The 19,838-nt window shown below is 44.6% G+C and carries 28 protein-coding genes; 5 read left to right on the top strand and 23 right to left on the bottom strand.

Annotation, left to right across the window (positions count from 1 at the left end):
- The 5 genes from ACYQ0C_RS20705 to ACYQ0C_RS20725 all read right to left on the bottom strand — a co-directional run bounded on the left by ACYQ0C_RS20705 (position 1) and on the right by ACYQ0C_RS20725 (position 4,349).
- Positions 1-1,377 carry an alpha/beta hydrolase gene (locus ACYQ0C_RS20705; RefSeq protein ID WP_016274732.1) on the bottom strand — a complete coding sequence of 459 codons (1,377 nt, stop codon included), beginning with the start codon at positions 1,375-1,377 and terminating at the stop codon, positions 1-3.
- A gap of 7 nt (positions 1,378-1,384) precedes the next feature.
- Positions 1,385-2,185, bottom strand: a complete 801-nt coding sequence (locus ACYQ0C_RS20710) for an META domain-containing protein (protein ID WP_016274733.1) — start codon at positions 2,183-2,185, stop codon at positions 1,385-1,387.
- Between the two features lies 1 nt (position 2,186).
- Positions 2,187-2,531: a DUF3795 domain-containing protein gene (locus tag ACYQ0C_RS20715; RefSeq protein WP_016274734.1), complete on the bottom strand. Its 345-nt coding sequence runs from the start codon at positions 2,529-2,531 to the stop codon at positions 2,187-2,189.
- Positions 2,532-2,533: 2 nt separating this feature from the next.
- Positions 2,534-2,950: a DUF3795 domain-containing protein gene (locus ACYQ0C_RS20720; protein WP_016274735.1), complete on the bottom strand. Its 417-nt coding sequence runs from the start codon at positions 2,948-2,950 to the stop codon at positions 2,534-2,536.
- 229 nt (positions 2,951-3,179) lie between these two features.
- On the bottom strand, positions 3,180-4,349 hold the full coding sequence (locus tag ACYQ0C_RS20725) for a M56 family metallopeptidase (protein WP_257205061.1): 1,170 nt from the start codon (positions 4,347-4,349) through the stop codon (positions 3,180-3,182).
- A 28-nt stretch (positions 4,350-4,377) separates the two neighbouring features.
- On the opposite strand from ACYQ0C_RS20725, the gene ACYQ0C_RS20730 reads away from it, so the two are divergent.
- Positions 4,378-4,560 carry a hypothetical protein gene (locus tag ACYQ0C_RS20730; protein WP_229107001.1) on the top strand — a complete coding sequence of 61 codons (183 nt, stop codon included), beginning with the start codon at positions 4,378-4,380 and terminating at the stop codon, positions 4,558-4,560.
- On the opposite strand, the gene ACYQ0C_RS20735 is transcribed toward ACYQ0C_RS20730, so the two are convergent.
- The 18 genes from ACYQ0C_RS20735 to ACYQ0C_RS20820 all read right to left on the bottom strand — a co-directional run bounded on the left by ACYQ0C_RS20735 (position 4,541) and on the right by ACYQ0C_RS20820 (position 16,491).
- On the bottom strand, positions 4,541-4,906 hold the full coding sequence (locus tag ACYQ0C_RS20735; protein ID WP_016274737.1) for a BlaI/MecI/CopY family transcriptional regulator: 366 nt from the start codon (positions 4,904-4,906) through the stop codon (positions 4,541-4,543). The genes ACYQ0C_RS20730 and ACYQ0C_RS20735 overlap by 20 nt on opposite strands.
- 165 nt (positions 4,907-5,071) lie before the next feature.
- On the bottom strand, positions 5,072-5,437 hold the full coding sequence (locus tag ACYQ0C_RS20740; protein ID WP_016274738.1) for a VOC family protein: 366 nt from the start codon (positions 5,435-5,437) through the stop codon (positions 5,072-5,074).
- A 92-nt stretch (positions 5,438-5,529) separates the two neighbouring features.
- Positions 5,530-6,336 (bottom strand): EFR1 family ferrodoxin, encoded by an 807-nt coding sequence (locus ACYQ0C_RS20745; RefSeq protein WP_016274739.1) that lies wholly within the window; start codon positions 6,334-6,336, stop codon positions 5,530-5,532.
- Positions 6,333-6,962, bottom strand: a complete 630-nt coding sequence (locus tag ACYQ0C_RS20750; protein WP_016274740.1) for a hypothetical protein — start codon at positions 6,960-6,962, stop codon at positions 6,333-6,335. The genes ACYQ0C_RS20745 and ACYQ0C_RS20750 overlap by 4 nt, the downstream gene beginning before the upstream one ends.
- On the bottom strand, positions 6,959-7,561 hold the full coding sequence (locus tag ACYQ0C_RS20755; RefSeq protein ID WP_025076937.1) for a TetR/AcrR family transcriptional regulator: 603 nt from the start codon (positions 7,559-7,561) through the stop codon (positions 6,959-6,961). The genes ACYQ0C_RS20750 and ACYQ0C_RS20755 overlap by 4 nt, the downstream gene beginning before the upstream one ends.
- An 82-nt stretch (positions 7,562-7,643) precedes the next feature.
- Positions 7,644-8,444, bottom strand: coding sequence for an AraC family transcriptional regulator (locus ACYQ0C_RS20760; protein WP_016274742.1), 801 nt, complete (start codon positions 8,442-8,444; stop codon positions 7,644-7,646).
- A 52-nt stretch (positions 8,445-8,496) separates the two neighbouring features.
- Positions 8,497-8,916: a pyridoxamine 5'-phosphate oxidase family protein gene (locus tag ACYQ0C_RS20765; protein ID WP_016274743.1), complete on the bottom strand. Its 420-nt coding sequence runs from the start codon at positions 8,914-8,916 to the stop codon at positions 8,497-8,499.
- An 11-nt stretch (positions 8,917-8,927) separates the two neighbouring features.
- Positions 8,928-9,608, bottom strand: a complete 681-nt coding sequence (locus ACYQ0C_RS20770) for a zinc ribbon domain-containing protein (protein ID WP_016274744.1) — start codon at positions 9,606-9,608, stop codon at positions 8,928-8,930.
- Between the two features lie 18 nt (positions 9,609-9,626).
- A complete protein-coding gene (locus ACYQ0C_RS20775; RefSeq protein WP_016274745.1) occupies positions 9,627-10,157 on the bottom strand; it encodes a GNAT family N-acetyltransferase in 531 nt (176 codons plus the stop codon).
- 84 nt (positions 10,158-10,241) lie between these two features.
- The gene (gene bla / locus ACYQ0C_RS20780) at positions 10,242-11,132 is read right to left on the bottom strand and encodes a class A beta-lactamase (RefSeq protein WP_016274746.1); all 891 of its coding nucleotides are present in this window, start codon (positions 11,130-11,132) and stop codon (positions 10,242-10,244) included.
- Positions 11,129-11,788 carry a hypothetical protein gene (locus tag ACYQ0C_RS20785; protein ID WP_016274747.1) on the bottom strand — a complete coding sequence of 220 codons (660 nt, stop codon included), beginning with the start codon at positions 11,786-11,788 and terminating at the stop codon, positions 11,129-11,131. Before ACYQ0C_RS20785 ends, bla begins: the two co-directional genes overlap by 4 nt.
- 13 nt (positions 11,789-11,801) lie before the next feature.
- Positions 11,802-12,173 (bottom strand): BlaI/MecI/CopY family transcriptional regulator, encoded by a 372-nt coding sequence (locus ACYQ0C_RS20790; protein WP_016274748.1) that lies wholly within the window; start codon positions 12,171-12,173, stop codon positions 11,802-11,804.
- A gap of 144 nt (positions 12,174-12,317) precedes the next feature.
- Positions 12,318-13,106 (bottom strand): PRTRC system ThiF family protein, encoded by a 789-nt coding sequence (locus ACYQ0C_RS20795; RefSeq protein WP_016274749.1) that lies wholly within the window; start codon positions 13,104-13,106, stop codon positions 12,318-12,320.
- Positions 13,103-13,807 carry a prokaryotic E2 ligase family D protein gene (locus ACYQ0C_RS20800; protein ID WP_016274750.1) on the bottom strand — a complete coding sequence of 235 codons (705 nt, stop codon included), beginning with the start codon at positions 13,805-13,807 and terminating at the stop codon, positions 13,103-13,105. The genes ACYQ0C_RS20795 and ACYQ0C_RS20800 overlap by 4 nt, the downstream gene beginning before the upstream one ends.
- The gene (locus ACYQ0C_RS20805) at positions 13,804-14,901 is read right to left on the bottom strand and encodes a hypothetical protein (protein ID WP_016274751.1); all 1,098 of its coding nucleotides are present in this window, start codon (positions 14,899-14,901) and stop codon (positions 13,804-13,806) included. Before ACYQ0C_RS20805 ends, ACYQ0C_RS20800 begins: the two co-directional genes overlap by 4 nt.
- A gap of 35 nt (positions 14,902-14,936) precedes the next feature.
- Complete coding sequence (locus ACYQ0C_RS20810) at positions 14,937-15,158, bottom strand: PRTRC system protein C (RefSeq protein ID WP_016274015.1); 222 nt, start codon at positions 15,156-15,158, stop codon at positions 14,937-14,939.
- 4 nt (positions 15,159-15,162) lie between these two features.
- Entirely contained in the window at positions 15,163-16,236 is a 1,074-nt protein-coding gene (locus tag ACYQ0C_RS20815) for a PRTRC system protein E (protein ID WP_016274752.1), read from the bottom strand.
- Positions 16,237-16,281: 45 nt separating this feature from the next.
- A complete protein-coding gene (locus tag ACYQ0C_RS20820) occupies positions 16,282-16,491 on the bottom strand; it encodes a hypothetical protein (protein ID WP_016274753.1) in 210 nt (69 codons plus the stop codon).
- Positions 16,492-16,889: 398 nt separating this feature from the next.
- Between ACYQ0C_RS20820 and ACYQ0C_RS20825 the strand changes: the two genes are divergently transcribed.
- From ACYQ0C_RS20825 to ACYQ0C_RS20840, 4 genes are all read left to right on the top strand, one after another.
- Positions 16,890-17,240, top strand: a complete 351-nt coding sequence (locus ACYQ0C_RS20825) for a DUF488 domain-containing protein (RefSeq protein ID WP_016274754.1) — start codon at positions 16,890-16,892, stop codon at positions 17,238-17,240.
- A 22-nt stretch (positions 17,241-17,262) separates the two neighbouring features.
- Complete coding sequence (gene hcp / locus ACYQ0C_RS20830) at positions 17,263-18,933, top strand: hydroxylamine reductase (protein WP_016274755.1); 1,671 nt, start codon at positions 17,263-17,265, stop codon at positions 18,931-18,933.
- 5 nt (positions 18,934-18,938) lie between these two features.
- Complete coding sequence (locus ACYQ0C_RS20835; RefSeq protein WP_016274756.1) at positions 18,939-19,304, top strand: hypothetical protein; 366 nt, start codon at positions 18,939-18,941, stop codon at positions 19,302-19,304.
- 192 nt (positions 19,305-19,496) lie between these two features.
- A complete protein-coding gene (locus ACYQ0C_RS20840) occupies positions 19,497-19,796 on the top strand; it encodes a cupin domain-containing protein (protein WP_016274757.1) in 300 nt (99 codons plus the stop codon).
- The last annotated feature ends 42 nt before the right edge of the window (positions 19,797-19,838 follow it).

Consider the following 19,838-nt stretch of genomic DNA (forward strand, 5'->3'; position numbering starts at 1 on the left):
CTATTTATACTTCTTGATAAAATCAATTATGTCCTGAAGGACTTCGGGGGAGATCGTTTCCTCAATTGTGCCGTATTCCTGTACTGCGCCCGTTTGAGCGTGCTGGAAAAGGTGATTAAGTCCGGGATAAAGTTTCACGGTCGCTTTCGGGGCGAGTCGTTGCATTTGAGGCATATTCAGTTCTGGGCGAACTTGTATATCTTTTTCTCCGTATAGTGCGAATACAGGGCAATCCGTATCTGCAATGCTTTCCGCCGGTGAAAAACCGATATAGAAATTTAACCACAGGTTATTGTCGGCTGCAATCTTTTTCAGATTGGCTTTCAAAGGTGTGTGAACGGGAGTATTCTTCCAATTTGCACATATAGCCTCAATATTTTCAACTGCCATATTGTTACCCTCCCTTATTTTCAGTTCATACATCTTGTGCAATGCCTCAACATAATCCGATACAATATTCGCCGGCATGTTGCCCTGTTCCAGCATTGTCGCACTTTGGTCTATCAATACCGAGTCACCTCGAACCGCCTGTGCGCCAATGGCAATAATGAAATTCGGATTTGAGAATAATCCCGAATTGTTCTCTGCTCCCAGTATAAATGCCACTGCCGCTCCCTCGCTATGCCCCAATATTCCGACATTTTTGAATTTCATTTCTTTGCGCAGGTATTCCATTGCCGTTTTCGCATCCCGTGCAAAATCTTCAGTGGTGGCATTTTTGCCGTCGCCGGTTGATTCTCCATATCCTCGGTCATCATATCGTAAGGTTGCAACGCCGTTTCGGGCAAGGTAATCTGCGATGACAGCAAACGGCTTATGTCCGCATATTTCTTCATCGCGGTTTTGCAGTCCGCTACCGGTAATCATTACGATAGCCGGAGTTGTCTCATTAAGACCTTCAGGTAAAGTAAGTGCCCCAGCGAGAGTAACTCCATCTGATAAGTTATTGAAACGAACCTCCTTTATAGTGTATGGATATGGTGGCTTAGGCGTTTGAGGTCGTTTTAATTCCACAATGCCCGGAAATAATTCAAGGTCGGCATTCATTGTTCCTTGTGCGCATTTCCCAGTGAGTTTCCCATCCTGTTTGCGTCCGGTAAACGTCAATCCTATGCGTCTAACTGTTACATTTACAGAATCAGCCGAAATGAAATTCACTTCTCCGGCTATTCCGTATGCACCTTGATCCGGAGAATCAAGCATAACTGACGGTTTGCCATCTTCTCCTGTCTTGAAATTGAACACGATCTTTAACTCCACTTGTGGAGTTATCTTCAACGTACCATGCCACGCTCCCGAAATATTATCATCGGAAGCCATGATGTTTAACATGGAACAAGTGGCTAAAATAGCTGCAATTATTATTCTTTTCATCATTATAAAACTATTGCTTTGTTAGCTCCATTAATATATGACCATACGTATCTTTCAGATACAGAACGGTGTTGTTTTTTAGCTCGTATGACTTGACACAGTGTAGATTTGCCTCTATACTTCTTTCCAATTCCATATCGTCACATGATACTATACCCTCTATTGACTTTTCAGTCATGGATATGTTGGAGAAGCCCAAAATATTATTATCCTCGACAAAATTGCCTGATATTATGTTACAGTCAGTGGTGCAGACAAATCCGGTGTTATTCAACTGTAAAACGCAGTCCGATTCCTCGTTTACGTCAGTTAGTTCGTTTGAAGTTGTAACAATGCTGTTGTATTTTTCAAGTCGCCATTTTCCACACAAACTTTCATCCGGTAAATCGTAGCTGATTAGTTCCATCAGAATATGACCTTTATCATCTTTCAACACCAAGATAGAATCGTCTGTAATTTCGTATGATTTGATACAGGGTAGATTAGACACGATACTCCTTTCCACTATCATGTTATCGCAAGCCAGTTCGGTAAAGGATATATCGGAGAATTTCAAGGCGGTTTTACTTTTTTCAAAACTGCCGGAGATAGTATTGCAGTCGGTGGTACAATGGAATACTCCGGTGTTGTCAAATTGCAATACAAAATCACAATTTCCATTTACCTGTGTCAGTCCGTATGACGAAGTGGCAATACAGTTGTATTTCTCAAGTCTCCATTCTCTGTACAGGGCATTATCTGACGGAGAATTGCATGAGCCAACCAATATGGCTAATGCAAGCATTATTGCTGTAAGAATGTTTGTTTTCATATCATTTGCGTTTTATTGTCTGACATTTTCGCTTGTTCATTTCCTCTGCATACGCTATTTCTCCGTGTTCCCGTATATAGCTGATACAAGCCGGACGATCAGAGTTGAAGAGCAAAGCGAACACTTTGCTTATAAAGTTGGAATAGATTTTACACTCCCTTACGTCACGCTCGCACTCGGCACAGGTATGATAGCCTTTGCTTATGCAACATTGGCGGATTTTACACCACGATGCTTTCTCGTTGTTCTTGCATCCGGGGCATTTGCCAGACAAGAATTTGCGACACGCTCCACAATACAGCCCACAGGCGGCTATATTGTCTTTACTTACTGTTATACTTTTCATATTCAATGTTTTCTATCTGTATGGTTTTTACCACAGCCATAACATATACCGTCATGAACTGATATGATCCTTCCGCAATCAGAACAAGTCCAACGCTTTTTCTCCCTTTGCAGGAATTTTTCAATACCATTTTCTCTGATAAAGGCAAGATTGCCCATAAGCGATTCTATCATCGGATAGTCGTTGGCATACCAGCACTCCTTATCAACAATCTCCCTGCACGGATATTGAGGACATTCGTCACAGAATCCGTCCGGCAGTGTTTTCCGTATTTCGCACTTTACAATCTTACATATATTGGCGCAATACTCACCTTTGTAACCCTCATTCCGGCAACCGACGCAAGAGCTTTCTTTTCGCAGTGCTTCGCTGCACACAGTACAGTTCAGCCCGCATGGGGCAATCATATTTTTATTCATAATACAGTTTTATTCAATTTGTTAAATTGCGCCCATTACATTTTTTAGGCCGCTGTCTATATGTGAGAAAGACCCATACAGTCACAAATCAAGCAATTGTATCCGCACTAATCCAAATTCCGTTCAGTCCCAGATTGAATATTTCAGATACAGGAGATGCCATACTGAAAGTACGGCACACTCCAAGTATCAGATAAGATATTTGTACTATTGGTATTTCTTCCTGTTTTTATTCGCCGTTTGATGACCAATATTCGTTGCATATATAGTAGTTGAACTCCAGCGTGTAGCTTGATTCCGACGGCAGCCCGCTATTTAGTCCGGGGTGGAATTTGGGGAGCATATGCGCCACACGCAGAGCTTCGGCATCAAGTGTCTTGCCTGAGCTTTTAACGATTCGGGCATCCTTTACAACTCCGTCTTTGGCGATGGTAAGCTGCACTACGGCATCCATGTTAAGAACACCGTCTTTGTATGCAGTTTCAGGGAAGGAGATGGTTTTATTGATAAAGGCTCTCAGTTTGTCCTTGCCACCGGGGAAGTTGGGGGCGGTTTCAGTCCTGATGAATGGCACGGCATCGGCCGCGTCGGCTTTCTCCGTGACCACCACATCTGAATTTCTTTCTGTCACACGAATGGTAGAATCGGATTTTTGCGTAATTTTGTAGCGCAGATCCTCCACCGGTGTAGCGGCTGATACCTCGTTGATTACTGCTGACACCGCAGGGGTTGCCAGACCGATTAACGCGAGTGCCATTGCAGGCACCATGACAAAGGCACGCACACGGGCTTTGCCTGTCGGTTTGCTTGATAACATCATAGTTATACGTTTTTTAAGTGAACTGTGATTTAGACAGTTGGAAAGAGTAGCGAACCTTGCTCCAACTGTCTTTTTTATTAGAAATATCTGATACTCCTCTCGTTTTATGCCCGATGCAAGCACACGGCTGTCGGCTTCATACTCATGAAGGGTATGAAGCTCATTGCGCAGAAGCCATATAGCGGGACAATACCAAGTGATAATAATCGCTGCCTGCATAAAAAGCAAGTCAATCCAATGGCGACATTCTATATGCGCTTTTTCATGGCATACTATCATCTGCCCGAACTCGTACCAGTCACGTCTTGGCATCATGATATATCCGCACCATGCAAACGGGGCGACGCTGTTATGGCGATGAAGTATAATGCGGCAGTCATCCTGTTTTATATGCTCACCTTTGAGAATGAACAGTGTCAGCCGTACCAGTGAAACAAGGAAATAAATAGTCATGACAATAACTCCTATAAGGTAAAGTGTGACTATATAATCCCATATCGGAGTGATTTGCTCTGATACCGTATTGGCTATATAGGCAACCTCTACCGGATTAAAAGCGGTTTCAATATTATTCTCCATAATATCCGCTAACCAAAAGGGATTAAGTATGAAGATGGGGGAAACAAAAGCAAGCGTTATACTGGACAACAACAATATCCTGTTGAACCGGAAACATCCGATATTGGCAAGAACGCATTTGTACACCACCCAGACTACAATCAGGAGGGTACTTGCCAATAATGAATATGCTAAAAATATGCCTGCCATTGTTATTCCTTTCCTCTGTTAGATATTTGCAATATTATTTCCTTAGCTTCTTCATCGCTATATTCCTCGCTTTTAATCAGGAAGTTCACAACATTTTGAATGGAATTGTCGAAATACCGCCTAATGACACTCTTCAGATTTTGTCCACAATAATCCTCTCGCTCTATTATTGGGAAATATATGAAGCCAGTGCTTTCGGCCTTGTGGTCAAGATAGCCTTTCTGTTCGAGAAATTTCACGAATGTGGCTACCGTCGTCCGACTTGGCTTCGGCTCATCGTGAAGGGCAACGACATCTCGAACCGAGAGTGCCCCGCTTTCCCAAAAGAAGTTCATCACTTCTTCTTCTCTTTCTGTTAATGGCTTCATATCTTTTATTTGTATTTAGTCTAATCAACTTAGACGATTTGATGATACAAAAGTAGTCTAAATTGTTTAGACAACAAAATGATATGGCAGAAAAAATTGATTATAGATACGGATAGTGGAGAAAACCGAGTAGTTCTCTCCACTGTAACCTACGTTTTCGGCTCTTTACTTGTCGCCATAAAGCCCTAAGCGGTTGCCGACAGGATCGGCGATGATGGCGAAGTAACCCCAACCGTCAACCTGAATCTTGGTCTTGGGGGTTACGAGCGTTGCTCCGTTGTCCAGAGCTGTCTTCACGCTTGCTTCCAAGTCTTTTAATTGGAGATACACCAGCACGCCTCCATTAGAGGGTGAGAAACCGGGGAACGAGGGGGCCGAGGAGATTGAGCAAACACTCTTGCCGTCTTTCATAAGACAGGCCATTTTCTCGTCGCCGAACTGCGACACTTCCAGCTTTTCGCCGAAGAGTGCCTGATAGAACGCCACCGACTTGTCGAAGTCATTGGTGGGAATTTCAAAAAATGCAATCATACTTTTTATTATTTGATTAGTACGCTGCAAAGTTACAGCGACATCGTAGCCCGTGATAGTAAAAAGCGGACATCCGTGTTAGGTTAAAAGACCTAATGATGATTATCCTCAGCTTTATAATTATTCTGCAATTTGTTACTGAATGATTCCCTGAGGGCTATCCGCAATCCGTTCAAGAAAGATTCTTGGATATATATTGAGAATGTCGGACAGTTGTCGGCGCATAATCGGCACTGGATACAATTTTTCTCGTCCATCGGCAAAGCCGTATCTTTTAGTGAGAATATGTGCATCGGACAAACATTGATACATTTTCCACACTTTATACAGGTAGAGGTATTGAGAAACACCACCTTGTTACCGGCTACTATATATGAACCCTTGCGGCGTATCGGTATGCTTTCAGAATATCCTGCAATCGGATTTTTACAAACAAATGCCAAAGGATGCAATTTCCACCGAAGCTTTTCCGAGAACAGTCTTGCCTTGAACATATCCCGCTCATTCGGTCTGGCTTTATTGTAGCCGTCCATCAGAACCCACGGCCCGGTGCGGTCAAATCCTTGACAGGAAAACTCTCCGACTATAATTCCTCCTTTCGCCTCTATGATTTTTTTGAGGTGCTTATGATATGCTCCCAAGAAAGGTCTACAACGGGTGGAAAATACGAACACGTTTTTACCTTTAAGATATTGACCTGAAACAAATCTTTGAAGTCGTATATCGTGAGCGGCAAAGTTTATCGCGGAGCCAAAGCCAATAAGGTCATAATCCGACAGGTCGATTGACGGATTGCTGTCGATAGATACCAATTCGGCAGATAGGGCATCCTTCATGCTTTCCGCAATCTTCAACGTGTTTCCTCTATATGAGGAACGATAGAATATTATTGTCTTCATCTTGCGACTGATATTTTTGTTTCCGGTGTTCCGAAGCCTCCATTTACGCCTTTATAGCCTACAAACATCAGAGAACTCGTGTCAAAGTAATAATCACAGCTCCAGAAAGCAGACATAAAGCCGGTAAGACTGACTTCGATTCTTACTGCATTCTTCCCGTCGAATTTCTCAGATCCTTTCTTGGTTGCTGACATGGTATATAGTTTTATGTTGTCGGGGCGGAAACACTCGTATTCCGCCGATTTACCGTTTTTCAGGGTCAGCCCCGCATTATAGGCGATATTCTGATACCACGGCTTGCCTTTACTTTTCACCGTCTTTGAAATCTGTTTCCCATTGAACTTGCCGGATATGGAGTACATACCATTATTTAACCTGATTGATAGATTGGTGTTTGAAGAAGTATTTACTATCTTCCAACTCTCGGTTTTATAATCGGTTCCTAATATATACTCATGCTTCTCACCACCTTGTACCGTATATAGGTATATCTTTCCATCCTTGTGTTCCTCCGTCCATTTGATAGCGGTTTTTGTCTTGCCGCAGGTGGAAATATAGTTTCTTTCCTGCGCCATTGCAAAAGCTGTAAGAAACAGCGTAAGTGTTATTGTAATGATATGTTTCATAGACAGTTGTTGTCAAAGATAAAATCCACATATTTGGAAATCATAGCTTCCATTCTTTCCCATGCTTCCGGTTTGCTGAAATCTATGCCATTGATTTTATGATATTGCCTTGTGAAAAGAACTATGTAGTTGATTGCGGATATGATTATGGCGATAGACATATTGTTATCGCCGCCCCGATCCAAAAACTTATTAAGTTCCTCCTGCAATTTATGACCGATACGCTCACGTTCTTCGATAATTCCCTTGAAAGACGAATGACCTGACAGTTCACATACCAGAAGTTCCTGCATGAGTACATTATCTTTTAGATAGTTAAGCTGACACATAAGCACATCCTTAACAATCTGCTTTATGTTACCGTCTTTAACTCGTTTAATGGTGTCAATAAACTCCGAATAGGCAAACGAATAATAGTCATGACGCTTTGCCCATTCCACGAGCAAACCATCCAACCCACCGAAATAGCGATAAATCAAAACCTTATCGCATCCGGCTTGATTAGCTATGCGATTAACTCCGATTTTGGTAAAACCGTCGTTCTCTACGATATGGCTCACGGCTTCAAGAAGCCTTTTTTCTGTTTCTTTCAATTCCATCTTATATAATGTCACCAAGTAGTGACAAAATTATAAAAATAATCGGTGACAACCAAATGCAGGGCTGTATAACCGCTATTTTTCAGTATGTAAAATAGTCTGAGACAGGAGAGTGTCGGACGATATACTCTTTTGGAGTGTATCCGGAGAATAGCTTGAACTCTTTAATCATGTGAGATTGGTCTGTAAATCCACAATCATAAGAAAGTTGAGCAAACCCAATTTCAGGATTGTGCTGCATTGCCGATAATATGCGTTGAAGCCTTACTATACGCATAAACTCCTTTGGCGTTGTTCCTACATTATCTGAAAAAACTCGACAGAACTGCTTTTCACTCAGACATGAAATATCAGCAAGCGTTTTGATATTACCCTGTCTTGAATTGTTTATGTAACGGATTACTTCTGCAAGCCGAGGCAAATGGTACGACGTTTCATGAATCAACCGTTTGCATAAATAGGATTCAATCAAATCAATGCAGGCATCCTGATCTTCGCACTCTTCAATCTTTTTTGCAAGATCAAGCAGTGCCATGTCTCCAATATCGGACAATGCAACGTTCCTGTCACGGAGGATATTGACAGGCATACCGAAAAACATCTTTGCCGTATGAGGCTGGAATACGACAACAATCATCTCGATATTTCCTGTCGCGATTATCTCTGAATATCCGCTTTCCTGACCGCAAATAAAACTGCGGGGCTGTAATTCTTGACGGTTGATAATCCGCAATCTTTCGCCACGATGGAATACAAGGGATGCACAACCCATAGGCAACGTGCGCTGTGATACGCTGCCTGACGATGAAGACTGTAATATCCAATAATATCGGATAAATGGCTTCAGAATATCAGATGGTTGTATAACTCTGAAAGTTTGCATCTAACAAAATTATGGCGAAATATCCTGCCGTGATAGTAAAAAACGGACAAATTCAATCAACCGAAAATTCCTCCGAATGATAGTTGCTGTAAAAGCGTCCGGAAATTGCAGTGAATTTAAGCACACAATAGTCGGGATCGGTGACACCTTCCGGATAATATTCCGTATCTCCGTCACGCCAAATCATTTCCTTGCTTTGTGCATCTGTCAGCACTTTCATTGTTCCGCGAAGCATTGCACCTCTGAAAAAGCGGTTGTCACAGAAATATACACAGGCTTTGTTGTCTGCGAGATATTGACGCACACGCATCGAGGATGTGTTTGTTGTGAAGTAGAATACTTTTATACCTTCTCTTTTCCGAGGCTGGAGCATCGCCTTGACATTCGGGAATCCTTGCTCGTCAACAGAACCGATGAAGGCGGTTTTTAATTTGTCAGCCATATTGCCGACTGTTTGTTCCGGATTTCGCATAGTTTATAGAATTATATAGTAATATGTGTAAATTCATGGTTTATCCAGATGGTCGCCTCCTTGCCGATGAAATGCACAAGCACATAGTTTTGATCTGTCGGGCCGGCTGGGAAGTAATTTATAAAATGCTCCTGCCACATCCGTTTGCGGGTTTCATCATCTTTAATGACTTCAACTGTGCCTCGCAACGCGACACTATCGCCGTAAAACGAATATGACAGTCCAGCTTTAGAATTGACTTTGAAATCCCTGACTTTCTCCGAATCAGCAGCAGTGACTACCCAGACATCATTGCAACCTACCGAATGGATTTTATCCAAAGGCACAGGACGCGGAAAACCGTCCGCATTGACCGAAGCTAACGTAACTTCTTTGCACTGAGAAAGAAGATGTGCTGCCTTTTCAATCAAACTTCTCTCATCTTTCTGCTTCCAGCGTTTTAACGTCGGAAAGAGTTGCTGCATTTGAGCCTTTGCCTGTTGTGGTGTCAGATTCCAACCGGTTTCCTTGTTAATCTGGTCGGTAAACTGTGTACAGAACTCAATCATCTGATTCATGTTGAAGTCCTGCAAGAACACACCGTTTTTATAGCAGTAGCCACAATAGTCCTCGCTTCTACTCCCGTCAGAATTTGTACCGATATTTGCATCAGTAAGCGGCATCCCGCAACTTTGACAAAATTTTTGTTCCATATATTGAGATTTATCAAGTCATTTTTGTGGTTCAAGATTGCCAAAATCAACTTTTAGCAATTCATAATAATGGCAATCTAAAAATTTCCCATTCTTGAAACAGGCATCACGATGTATGCCACATTTGCGAAAGCCTGTTTTCTCCAATACTCTCATTGATGAGATATTATCTGCATAGACATTTGCATAAATACGAATAACATCTGTATTGGAAAAATAGTTACCAATAGCAAATGCCAACATTTTAGTCATAATGCCCTTACTCCAATAAGGCTCGGCAAGCCAATATCCTAATTCAGCATTGTAGCGTTCTACGTCAACGCCACGAGTAAAACCAATATTTCCGACAGCCTCACAATTTACTTCAATGCAATAATTATTCTGCTCGTTTTGATTTAACACAAATTGGATGAATTGTTGTGCATCGCTTTCCGAGTAAGGATATGGCAGACTATCCCGACAATTATCCCATATCTTTTTGTTATTAAGATATTTTGCCAAAGTGGAATAATCTGCTTTATGCCAACTTCTAATTTTATATTTGTCCATATTGTCAATCTATTTTATTACTGCGTTTTCACTCAAAGAATAGCCAGGATAATTCTCTTTCTTCCAGATTCTTACTTCTTTCTTCTATCCAGTCAAACCAATCCAGACTATTCTGGAAATTTCTGCTATGATAGCTGATGTTCTTGCCATGTCATAGCCGGAGTCAGCAACAAATACCGCAATGGAGTACCTCACACCATTGGGCAGGTTAACATATCCGCAGTCGTTTATGGCTGATATGCGTCCGTCAGGTGTCGGGAAGCCTGTGCCGGTTTTATGTCCAATCGTGGCATCACTTGACAATAAGGGAGCAACAAGCCTGTCAATTCCGGTACGGCATTGTTCAAGCATAGTTGCGATTACGGAATACGATAGTGATGTGTTCCTCATCTCAGCATCAAATCTGTTAAAGAGTTGCGCCATTGCCAAAGGTGTGGTACGGTTAAGATAGCTTAGGTATGGATCACGGTGCATATCTTCTTCCGAGGCTCCGATTACAATCTCATCAGAGATACCCATTTGCCTCATTATTGATGTTACTCCCGATGTTCCACCGACGCGATGCAGGAGTATGTCTGCCGCATTGTTGTCACTCTCAACCAAAGACCATTCAAGCAGTTCTCTTACAGTCATGGCATTTCGGCTCTTACCATACTTTTTGAGCATTGGACTATATGTGTCCTCGTCCAAGTCATTCTTCCTGAATGTTATGGAATCGTTCAGCGACATACCGTTAGTATCTATCCAGTGCGCTACCGTCAGAGCCAGCGGAAATTTGACTACGCTCATCATAGGGAAATCCCGATTGCCGTTGACAGAAGCGGTGTCTTTGCCATTGATAATGACCGCGACACCTATCCGGGCATCTTTCCCTTTGATATACTCCTGCAAAGCATTCTCTATCGCCTTGTTTCCATCAGCGAAAGCAGGCGATATAAAAGACAAATATATAATTATAAACAGTAACTTTCTCATTTTGAATACAGTTTGTTCCTAATTAGCATACAAGCGTAGATGTGAGCCATCCAATGCTCGGAAAACGGCATAAGAATCAGCCCTTTCAAATCCTCGCCACACCAATAATCTATCAACCATTTTGCATTATCGGATTGGCTTACTACACATAAGGATTCAAGACGTAATTTATCTTCGATTGTAAAACTACGCTTCAAATCTGCGAATACCAGATTCTTGATCATAAACTCAGTATTAGCTTTGACCTTTGTAGAGTATTGATATAGTGCCTCTAAATCCAATTTTTCCGAAAAGTCACCGATACGCTGTTTTACAAGTTCATTGCCGGTAGTTATTATCGGAGAACCGATGCGCTCTTGAAAATTCTCGGAAAAGAATATTTGGTCATCTCCGTTAATCAGAGCATGGCTGACAATATCCTCAATACGGAATATATGCCAGATGGAATAAGCGATTGTCTTGCTGTGAAAGCCATCCTCTCCTATGAATGGCATAGCATTAAAATCATCACGACATAATTCCGCTTTTAATTGTAATATGGCGTTGAACAATCGTTTACGCAACAGCAACAAATTTTCAATCCCCAAATGAAATGTGCTTTCATTGGAAATATCTGCTTTTATCTTACTGCATAATCCTATCAGTTCGTTATCCATATTGTTATCAGCCTTATTCTTGGTGATTGCCTTCTATCACCTGATTTATCAACTCCTGGACTTCATCGTCTGACATTTTCCTGTCCCTTACAAGAGTGCTTATCACTCCACGAATGGAATTGTTGAAATATCGCTGAACGACATTTTTCAGATTGTTACCACAATACTCCTCTCTTTCTATAAGGGGATAGTAGATGAATCCGTTGTTTCCTGCCGGCTTGTGGCCTAAAAAGCCCTTATCAACAAGAAACTTCACGAATGTAGATATGGCGGTTCTGCTTGGACGAGGTTCGGGATAAGTGGCGATAATCTCCTTAACGGTAGCTTCACCCTTCTCCCAAAACTTGTTCATCACTTCTTCTTCACGCTTGGTAAGTTGTTCCATTATCTTCAACTTAAGATTTATAGTGCAAAGTTAGTCTAAATTCGTTAGACCGCAAAGATTTATATGCTTAAATTTAGAATCATTATATCTACTCTCCAATAAAAGAAAGAAATTTGAGATTCATGTACAGGTGTAATATATCTGTTAAATCAGGATAGGATTTACTTTCATGGTGGAGAGATTCAGATACAGCCCATGGTACTCTATCATGCCGTGGCGGAACATTTTCCATAACAGATTGCATCCGAGCTGTGCCAATGTTGAGTTGATGAACAGATCCTGTTTTTCCAATGCTTCGGCAAGAGAGCAACTCGGACCAGAATCATTATCTTTCACTTTTGAGTACCGCACGAGGCGTGTCACCACTTTCAGTGAGCTTACCGTTTCATAAAGATGTGATTCGGGCTGCTTTATTTTTCTCGGCACGGTTCCCAATACCACCTGTCCGCTTGACTGCGAGTTGCCGAAGTCAAGCCAATATATCGGTGTGCCGTGATTGGAGGAGGCTGATTCCGGTACAGCTTTCAGTACTTTCCATAAATCCATACGTGATTTCACATTGTCGGTACAGGTGATGGTTATGTTTGCAAGATTATCCATACGTGCATCCTTGGGGCTTACAGGATATAATCCGGGAATTGCAGCCCAGTCGTTCCCGAAGAAATTGTTTATCCGTGTCACCAGGCACTGCGCCTTGTTCAATCCTATATCCGACCATCCGAAAAGCTGACGCCCGATATTGGCCTCGGTAACTATGTCGGGGTCATATACTGTTACAAACAGACCGGGATGGTTCAACGCCCTCAGCGTCACATCGAGCCTTGCGAGGTTTGTAAGCACTTGTGACCCGGTGCCGCCTGTACCTATGAGATTCACCGTAACCGGATGTTGTGGATTGAGCAGGTAATTATGAATGTAATGTACGCGTTTCATTTCAGTATGTCGTTTAATTTCAGATTATTCAGAGGAATTAGCTCATCAAGGTTGAACGGCCTGTCGCGTGCATCCTTTGTCACCAGCACAAGGTTGGATTTCGTTGGGTTACGGCCTCCGCCCAGGTGTGAGAACTCCGTCAGCCAGAACCTTTTCTCAAGATATTCCAGAAAGGTTCCGAATGTCGGTTTCCTCGGACTTTCAATTTTCGGATTCCCCATACACACATTGGCCCCCGTGACATTAAAAAACGGGGCGGCATACAGGTTCGTCTCCGGAGTTGGGACTTCTCCCTTGAAGGCATACACGTTCATTCCGCCACCTTCCTTTGATTCATAGATCACTCCCGGAACATTGTATTCCGCATTCTCAATTTTGAGGCTTTCCACAAAGTACATCATTCGTCTTTGCGGCGGATTGTACCATACGTACCGTTCAGATCCCTTGCGTGTATCGCAATACAGCAGATTTGACGGCAATATACCGCATGGAGTGCCGTCATGGACTTCCGAATAATTCCTCACAAGATCGTTCATGAACTCCAAGGTCACCGGACGTCCTTCACCCATATTGCCATTTTGATCTATTGCACGCATCTCAAGGAAATGTTTCTTCTCGTCCTCGCTGACATAGGCGATGAGAACGGCTTTGGGATATATTACGGAGCTTATCTCCCGAGTCAGTTGGTTGGAATTCGTCATGATTCATGATTACTTATTATGTTAATGAACTTATCGGACCATTGGAAGAACCGTTCGGGATACTCATCCGATATTTTGAAGAGTGATTCCGTTTTTGGAGTCAGTTTCATAGTTGTCACCGGTATTATCTCATACGATTCCTGATAATCCGAGTTTATGAAGTCAATCAGTGTCCTGGTGACTATGTCATCTTCCTCATAGACAATGCAGATCTGACGGTGCAGGTCCACCGGACGTATGTCCGGGTCATCATCGTAATATGGGTCATAGGCATAATGCATTATCGGTTTCTTCGGTTCAAGGAATTCCATTCCATCCAGCATGGCATCTATAAATTTTGATTCCCATGCGTTAACGGGTTTATAACCGTGCAACGCCGTGTGTATGTCGTTATGATATGACTTACTTTCAACACGTCTGAGCAGTTTGTGTATTGCTCCTGACTGATATGACTCTATGCGCTTCCTGTCCCTGATAATTTCTTTGTCTGCCTCGTCAGTGTCATAATCCATAAGGACACATTCCATTATACAGTCATGTTCATCGCAGTCCAATATTGAACCGATTCCGTTGGCGTGCATAAACTTGTTAAGGAACGATATGGCTATGCGCCTAAGCCCGTTGTTGATTCGGGTCAGAAATTTCACCGGGAAATAATACAGCTTGCAGGTTCCCCACCTGTGGCATTTCCAGAGTGTAAAATGAAGCCTGCTGTCATACATCTCGATATTCAGTCCAATATTGTCGGAGAGAATGGTCTGCATGTCATAATACAGTTGGTTGATACTTTCATTCAGAGTCCTGCCGGGTGTGTGATCGGTCTTCACGTTCAACAATTCCGCATACCGGAAATATGAATCACGCAGGAAATCATAGTTCTCCTGCGTGATTATGTTGAATGTATCCTCTCCATAATCCTTGATTATGAAAGAAGGTACGGTGCTCTGGAATGTCGTTTTCAGAAAAGAATTACAGCACCGCTGGGCGCTGTAATTCTTCTTTGCCGGTTCACTCCGTAATGATAGCGCCTCTCTGTCTGACTTATGAGCAGCTTTGCGAGCTGTTCCGACTGTGATTCGCTCAGGAGTCTGCATTGGTTCTCTTTTTTAGGTTTTACGGGCATTGGTTCTTATCCTTTGGTTCCGATTGTGGTCTTGAACTCATAGACCGCCGCGTCGTCCTTCATGGTGGGACCGTGTACCGTGGCGGTTGTCAGTTCGGGATAGGTATTGGAATAGAATCCCATCACCATTTCGGGGCTGTCCGACGGATTGGGGTCGTCGAGTGTGATTGTGGCTGTCCCTTTCTTGAAAGTGAACACGCGTTTGATTCCTGTGATTTCGAGTGCCATAGTCTTACATCATTTGGGGTTGTGCATAATTTCCTTGTAACATTGATGCCGGGAAGTCGGGATATTCCGCATATTCCTCCGGTCGGTATGGTGGTGCGTCATCCGGATCCGCCATTCTCGGTACATGAGCCGCCATGTCGTGCTCGAACGGCATCGGCTGCTGTGAGTACCGTGGCTGACCGTTGTGAGGATACGAGCCGTTCTGACCTCCGTTTGGCGGCATTATCCCGCCATTTGGATGCGCATATTGCGGATAGCCGCCGTTGGGTTGCGCCTGCTGCGGCCATCCCTGCGGCTGTTGCGGATATCCGTACCGGCCACCATATCCCTGTCCGGGGTTGCCGTATGGCTGTTGAGCGGGGTGTGCGGCTTGCGCCGGCATTTCCTGCTGTGGCATCGCAGACTGCTGTTGTGGGGCAGCTTGCTGTTGAACAGTCGGTTGCTGAACAGGCTGGACTTGTTCCGGCATTTGCTTTGGCTGAGGCTGAGCCGTCGCGGGCTGTTGTGTCGGTTGCTGGACTTTGGACTGCTGCGGTTGAGCCTGCTCGGGTTCCTCCATCATTGCGAAGAGATCTCCCTGTCCCAATAATTTCTTCTGCTCGTCAAGCCGCTCGTCGATTGTCTTCAAGTCGTCGGGTTTGGCGTACTTGCGTGCCTCGGTAAGCGCGTCCACGGCCTCCTTATGTCTCTTGGCGGCGATATGCTCCTCCGCCTTCTTGAGATTTTTCTCATACTTCTCGCGCTTCTCCCTGTCCTCTTTGGATTCTTTCGCCTTGGCTTCCTTAGCACCCTTGCTCGATGACGCGGCTTTGTCGGCCTGCGCCTCGAACTGCGCCATGTTGGAGATCAGTCCTGATGCTTTTTGCATAGGGCGTGCGACCACTTGCATAAAGCCTGAGTCGAGTTCTTCGGGTGTGCCGTTCAGTGTCAGCGGCACGATGCTGTTCTGCGCCTCATCCTTGAGAGTGTTGCACTTCGGTAGCACCGACACTGCCATGCGCCCGTCGGCGGACTTGCGGATGACCAACGTGATATCCACGTTAGGGTTCATCATCTGGTTCATTGATTGAAAAAACATATTCTTATCGTATTTAGTGTGAATATTTCCGGTTATTGCCTGCGCTCATCCCTTGAAGAATTCTGCGAGAAGCCTGTTACGGTCAGGATGGCGGCTTATCTCCATTATAGGATCCAGGATGGTGGAGATATGCACCGGTCCCCCTGTCCTGCGTGACGGGAACTTGATTCCGGGTCTTTCAATCCGGACGATTCTTTTCTTCGGCACTGGAATTGTCACCGCCGGTTGTGCCGCTGTCATGATAGCCTGTCTCATAGTCGTTTCTTTTTTAATTAATTATTGAATATCCGGGCTTGGCAGCCCGATGAACTACAAGGGCATTACAGCGGCCGACTCCGGTAATGCAAGGCTTTCGGGAAAAATACCGGAGCGAAGCGAGGATGATTTTTCCCGAAACCGATAGGCCCGGCCTTGCAGTCCGAAAGAGGCGGACGCTAATTTTGCCCGGTAGTTTCTTCGGGTCTGTCAGCCAGACTATTCCTCTCGACCCTGTTTCATGCAGTCATTTTTCAATGGGGTTCTACTAATATCAAGTTTTGTTGTATGCTTTGTTTCAAATAAAATTCAATCCTCATGACGCATTATTAATTATGAACCATACAGCGGATACAGGTGTTGAAATTGGATAGTAAATATATGTAATATCACAGTTTATGACACAATATCAATTAAAACGGGCTTACGAACCCGCTTCTCCGGAAGACGGTTTCAGGGTATATATAGACAGACTTTGGCCGAGAGGTCTCTCGCACGAGACTTTCCATTATGATTTGTGGGATAAGGATATCGCGCCGTCCACAGAACTCCGCGAATGGTTTCATGCGGATCCCGATAACCGATGGTCTGAATTTGAGACTCGATATTCCAAAGAACTGGAGACCAGCCCTTCGTTCGGGGCATTGCGACATCTTCTTGCACAGAAATCTGTAGTGACATTACTTTATTCGTCTCATGATGAACGGCATAACAATGCCATTGTGGTTTACAACTTATTGACAAAATAATCTCTTAACATATCCTCCACTTATGAAAATGTTCTGTTACCAGTGCCAGGAGACCGCACGCGGCAAAGGCTGCGAGATACAAGGTGTATGCGGAAAGAAATCCGAAACGTCTGCAAGAATGGATCAGCTGCTTTACATCGCCCGTGGCATGGCCATCGTAAACCGACAGTTGCGAGAGAAAGGCGCATCAAGCAAGGATGCATCCCGGTTCATCGTCGACGCACTGTTCACCACCATCACCAACGCGAACTTCGACAATGATATGCTCGACGGCTATATCACAAAAGCCCTCGACCTGAAAAACGAACTCGAAGGAGAGTCGAAAAAGCGCGGCATGGAGCCTCCTTTCATGCCTGAGGTGTCGTATCATATCCCAAAGGAGGAATATGGCGTACATGAGGTAATCGAACACAGCGGCACTCTTGAAGAAGAAATCACAAGTGTGCTCCATGACAAGAACCCGAATATAAGAGGTCTCAAGCAGCTTGCCATGTACGGCTGCAAGGGTATGGCGGCCTATGCCCGCCACGCCTGTAACCTCGGTTATGAGGACGAAGACATATATGTCGTGATAGAGAACGCCCTTGCCGAGATAAGCCGTCCTGACATAAGCGTGGATGAGCTGTTTTCGCTCGTGCTCAATGTGGGTGACGGGGGTGTCAAGGCTATGGCTCTGCTTGACAAGGCAAACACATCGACCTACGGCAATCCCGAAATCACAAAGGTAAACATCGGAGTAAGGAACCGTCCGGGCATACTCGTGAGCGGTCACGACCTCAAGGATCTTGAGGAACTGCTCGAACAGTCAGCAGGCAAAGGGGTTGACATCTACACCCACTCGGAGATGCTCCCTGCCCAGAGTTATCCTTTCTTCAAGAAATTCCCCCACTTTGCAGGTAACTACGGCAACGCATGGTGGCGGCAGATTGACGAGTTCGAGACATTCAACGGCATGTTCCTCTTCACCTCCAACTGCATCGTGCCCCCGCGTCCGAAAACCACCTACATGGACCGCGTCTACACGACCGGTGTCGTCGGAATGCCCGGCACACATTTTATCCCCGAGGGGAAGGACGGCAAAAAGGATTTTTCCGAAATCATAGAGCGGGCGCAGACATGCCAGCCGCCGACAGAGATAGAGCACGGTGAGATTGTCGCCGGATTCGCCCATAACCAGGTGCTTGCTTTGGCGCCTAAGATTATCGACCTCATCAAAAGCGGTAAAATCCGCAAGTTTGTGGTCATGGCAGGCTGTGACGGCAGAATGCCCTCGCGCAAATACTATACGGAATTTGCGGAAAGGCTTCCTAAAGACTGCGTGATTCTCACCGCAGGCTGTGCCAAATACCGCTACAACAAGCTTCCGCTCGGTGATATCGAGGGTGTTCCGCGCGTGCTCGATGCCGGACAGTGTAACGACTCCTATTCGCTCGTCGTGATTGCCAATGCTCTCAAGGACGCTTTCGGCCTGGAGAGTGTCAACGATCTGCCGATTGTCTACAACATCGCATGGTATGAGCAGAAGGCGGTGATAGTGCTTCTGGCCCTGTTGAGCCTCGGAGTGAAGAATATCCACACCGGCCCGACGCTGCCGGCGTTTTTCACCCCCGAAATTCTGAAAGTGCTTCAGGAGAAGTTCAATATAGGTACCATCGCCACCGTTGACGAAGATTTGGCTACCCTTATCGGTTGAAAGAAATGGACGGTCGGAATGTGAATCGGTTTATCCATAAATATGTGATAGCGGCGGCGCACGCCATCCTTTGGCTGGCGGCGCTGTCTCTTGCCGCATATTTCCATCTTGACCACGGATATTCGGCTGCCGAGGCGCTTCTCGGCTCCACGCTCATGGCATATTGTGCATATGTCTGTGAGTCCGGACTGGGCACATGGCGCGTGGCGGCCGCTGCCGATGATGTTAGGATTGATTTCAGGAAGGCCGGATTGTGGGGATGGATTGTCGTGAACATAGCGGTAGCAATAACCCTGTCGTTGCTTTTTCTGAAATACCCCGAATGGTGGATATTGCTCCTCATCATACTTAACGCCGGATGGCAGAAATAAAATATATGAACGGGCGAATACCCCCGCGTTTGCAGGGAACCTTCCAGTCTGTAAAGCTATGAAAATATCATCCGAACTGTTCCTCTGCCTCGGGCTTGTCTTTGCCGCTTTATATTTTCTGATATTCGGCATCGGCTTTGTCATCACTATGAAGATTCGCAAAAAAAGAAACCTCTAAAATAAATTTACGACATGTTCAGATTAAAAGACAGAATTCCATACGCTGACGGCTCCATAGCGAAGGAGATTGTCATGCAGAACCATAGCGGGCTTTCGCTCCTTATGGCAGTTGACAAGGGACTTGAGATTCCCACACATACGGCTAATGCCGACGTGCTCGTCCAGGTAATAGATGGGAGCATGGAGTTCAACATTGAGGATAAAGTACTTGAGTTGAAAGAGGGTGATGCGCTCACTATGACACCGGGTGTGAAACATTCCTTAAAGGCTACGGAACGGTTCAAGGTTCTTGTCACAAAGCTAAACGCATGAGCACGGCATCGTTCGGTCTTCAGGCATCCTGAGGGTATGGAC

The organism is Phocaeicola sartorii JCM 17136 = DSM 21941 (genome assembly GCF_054653615.1).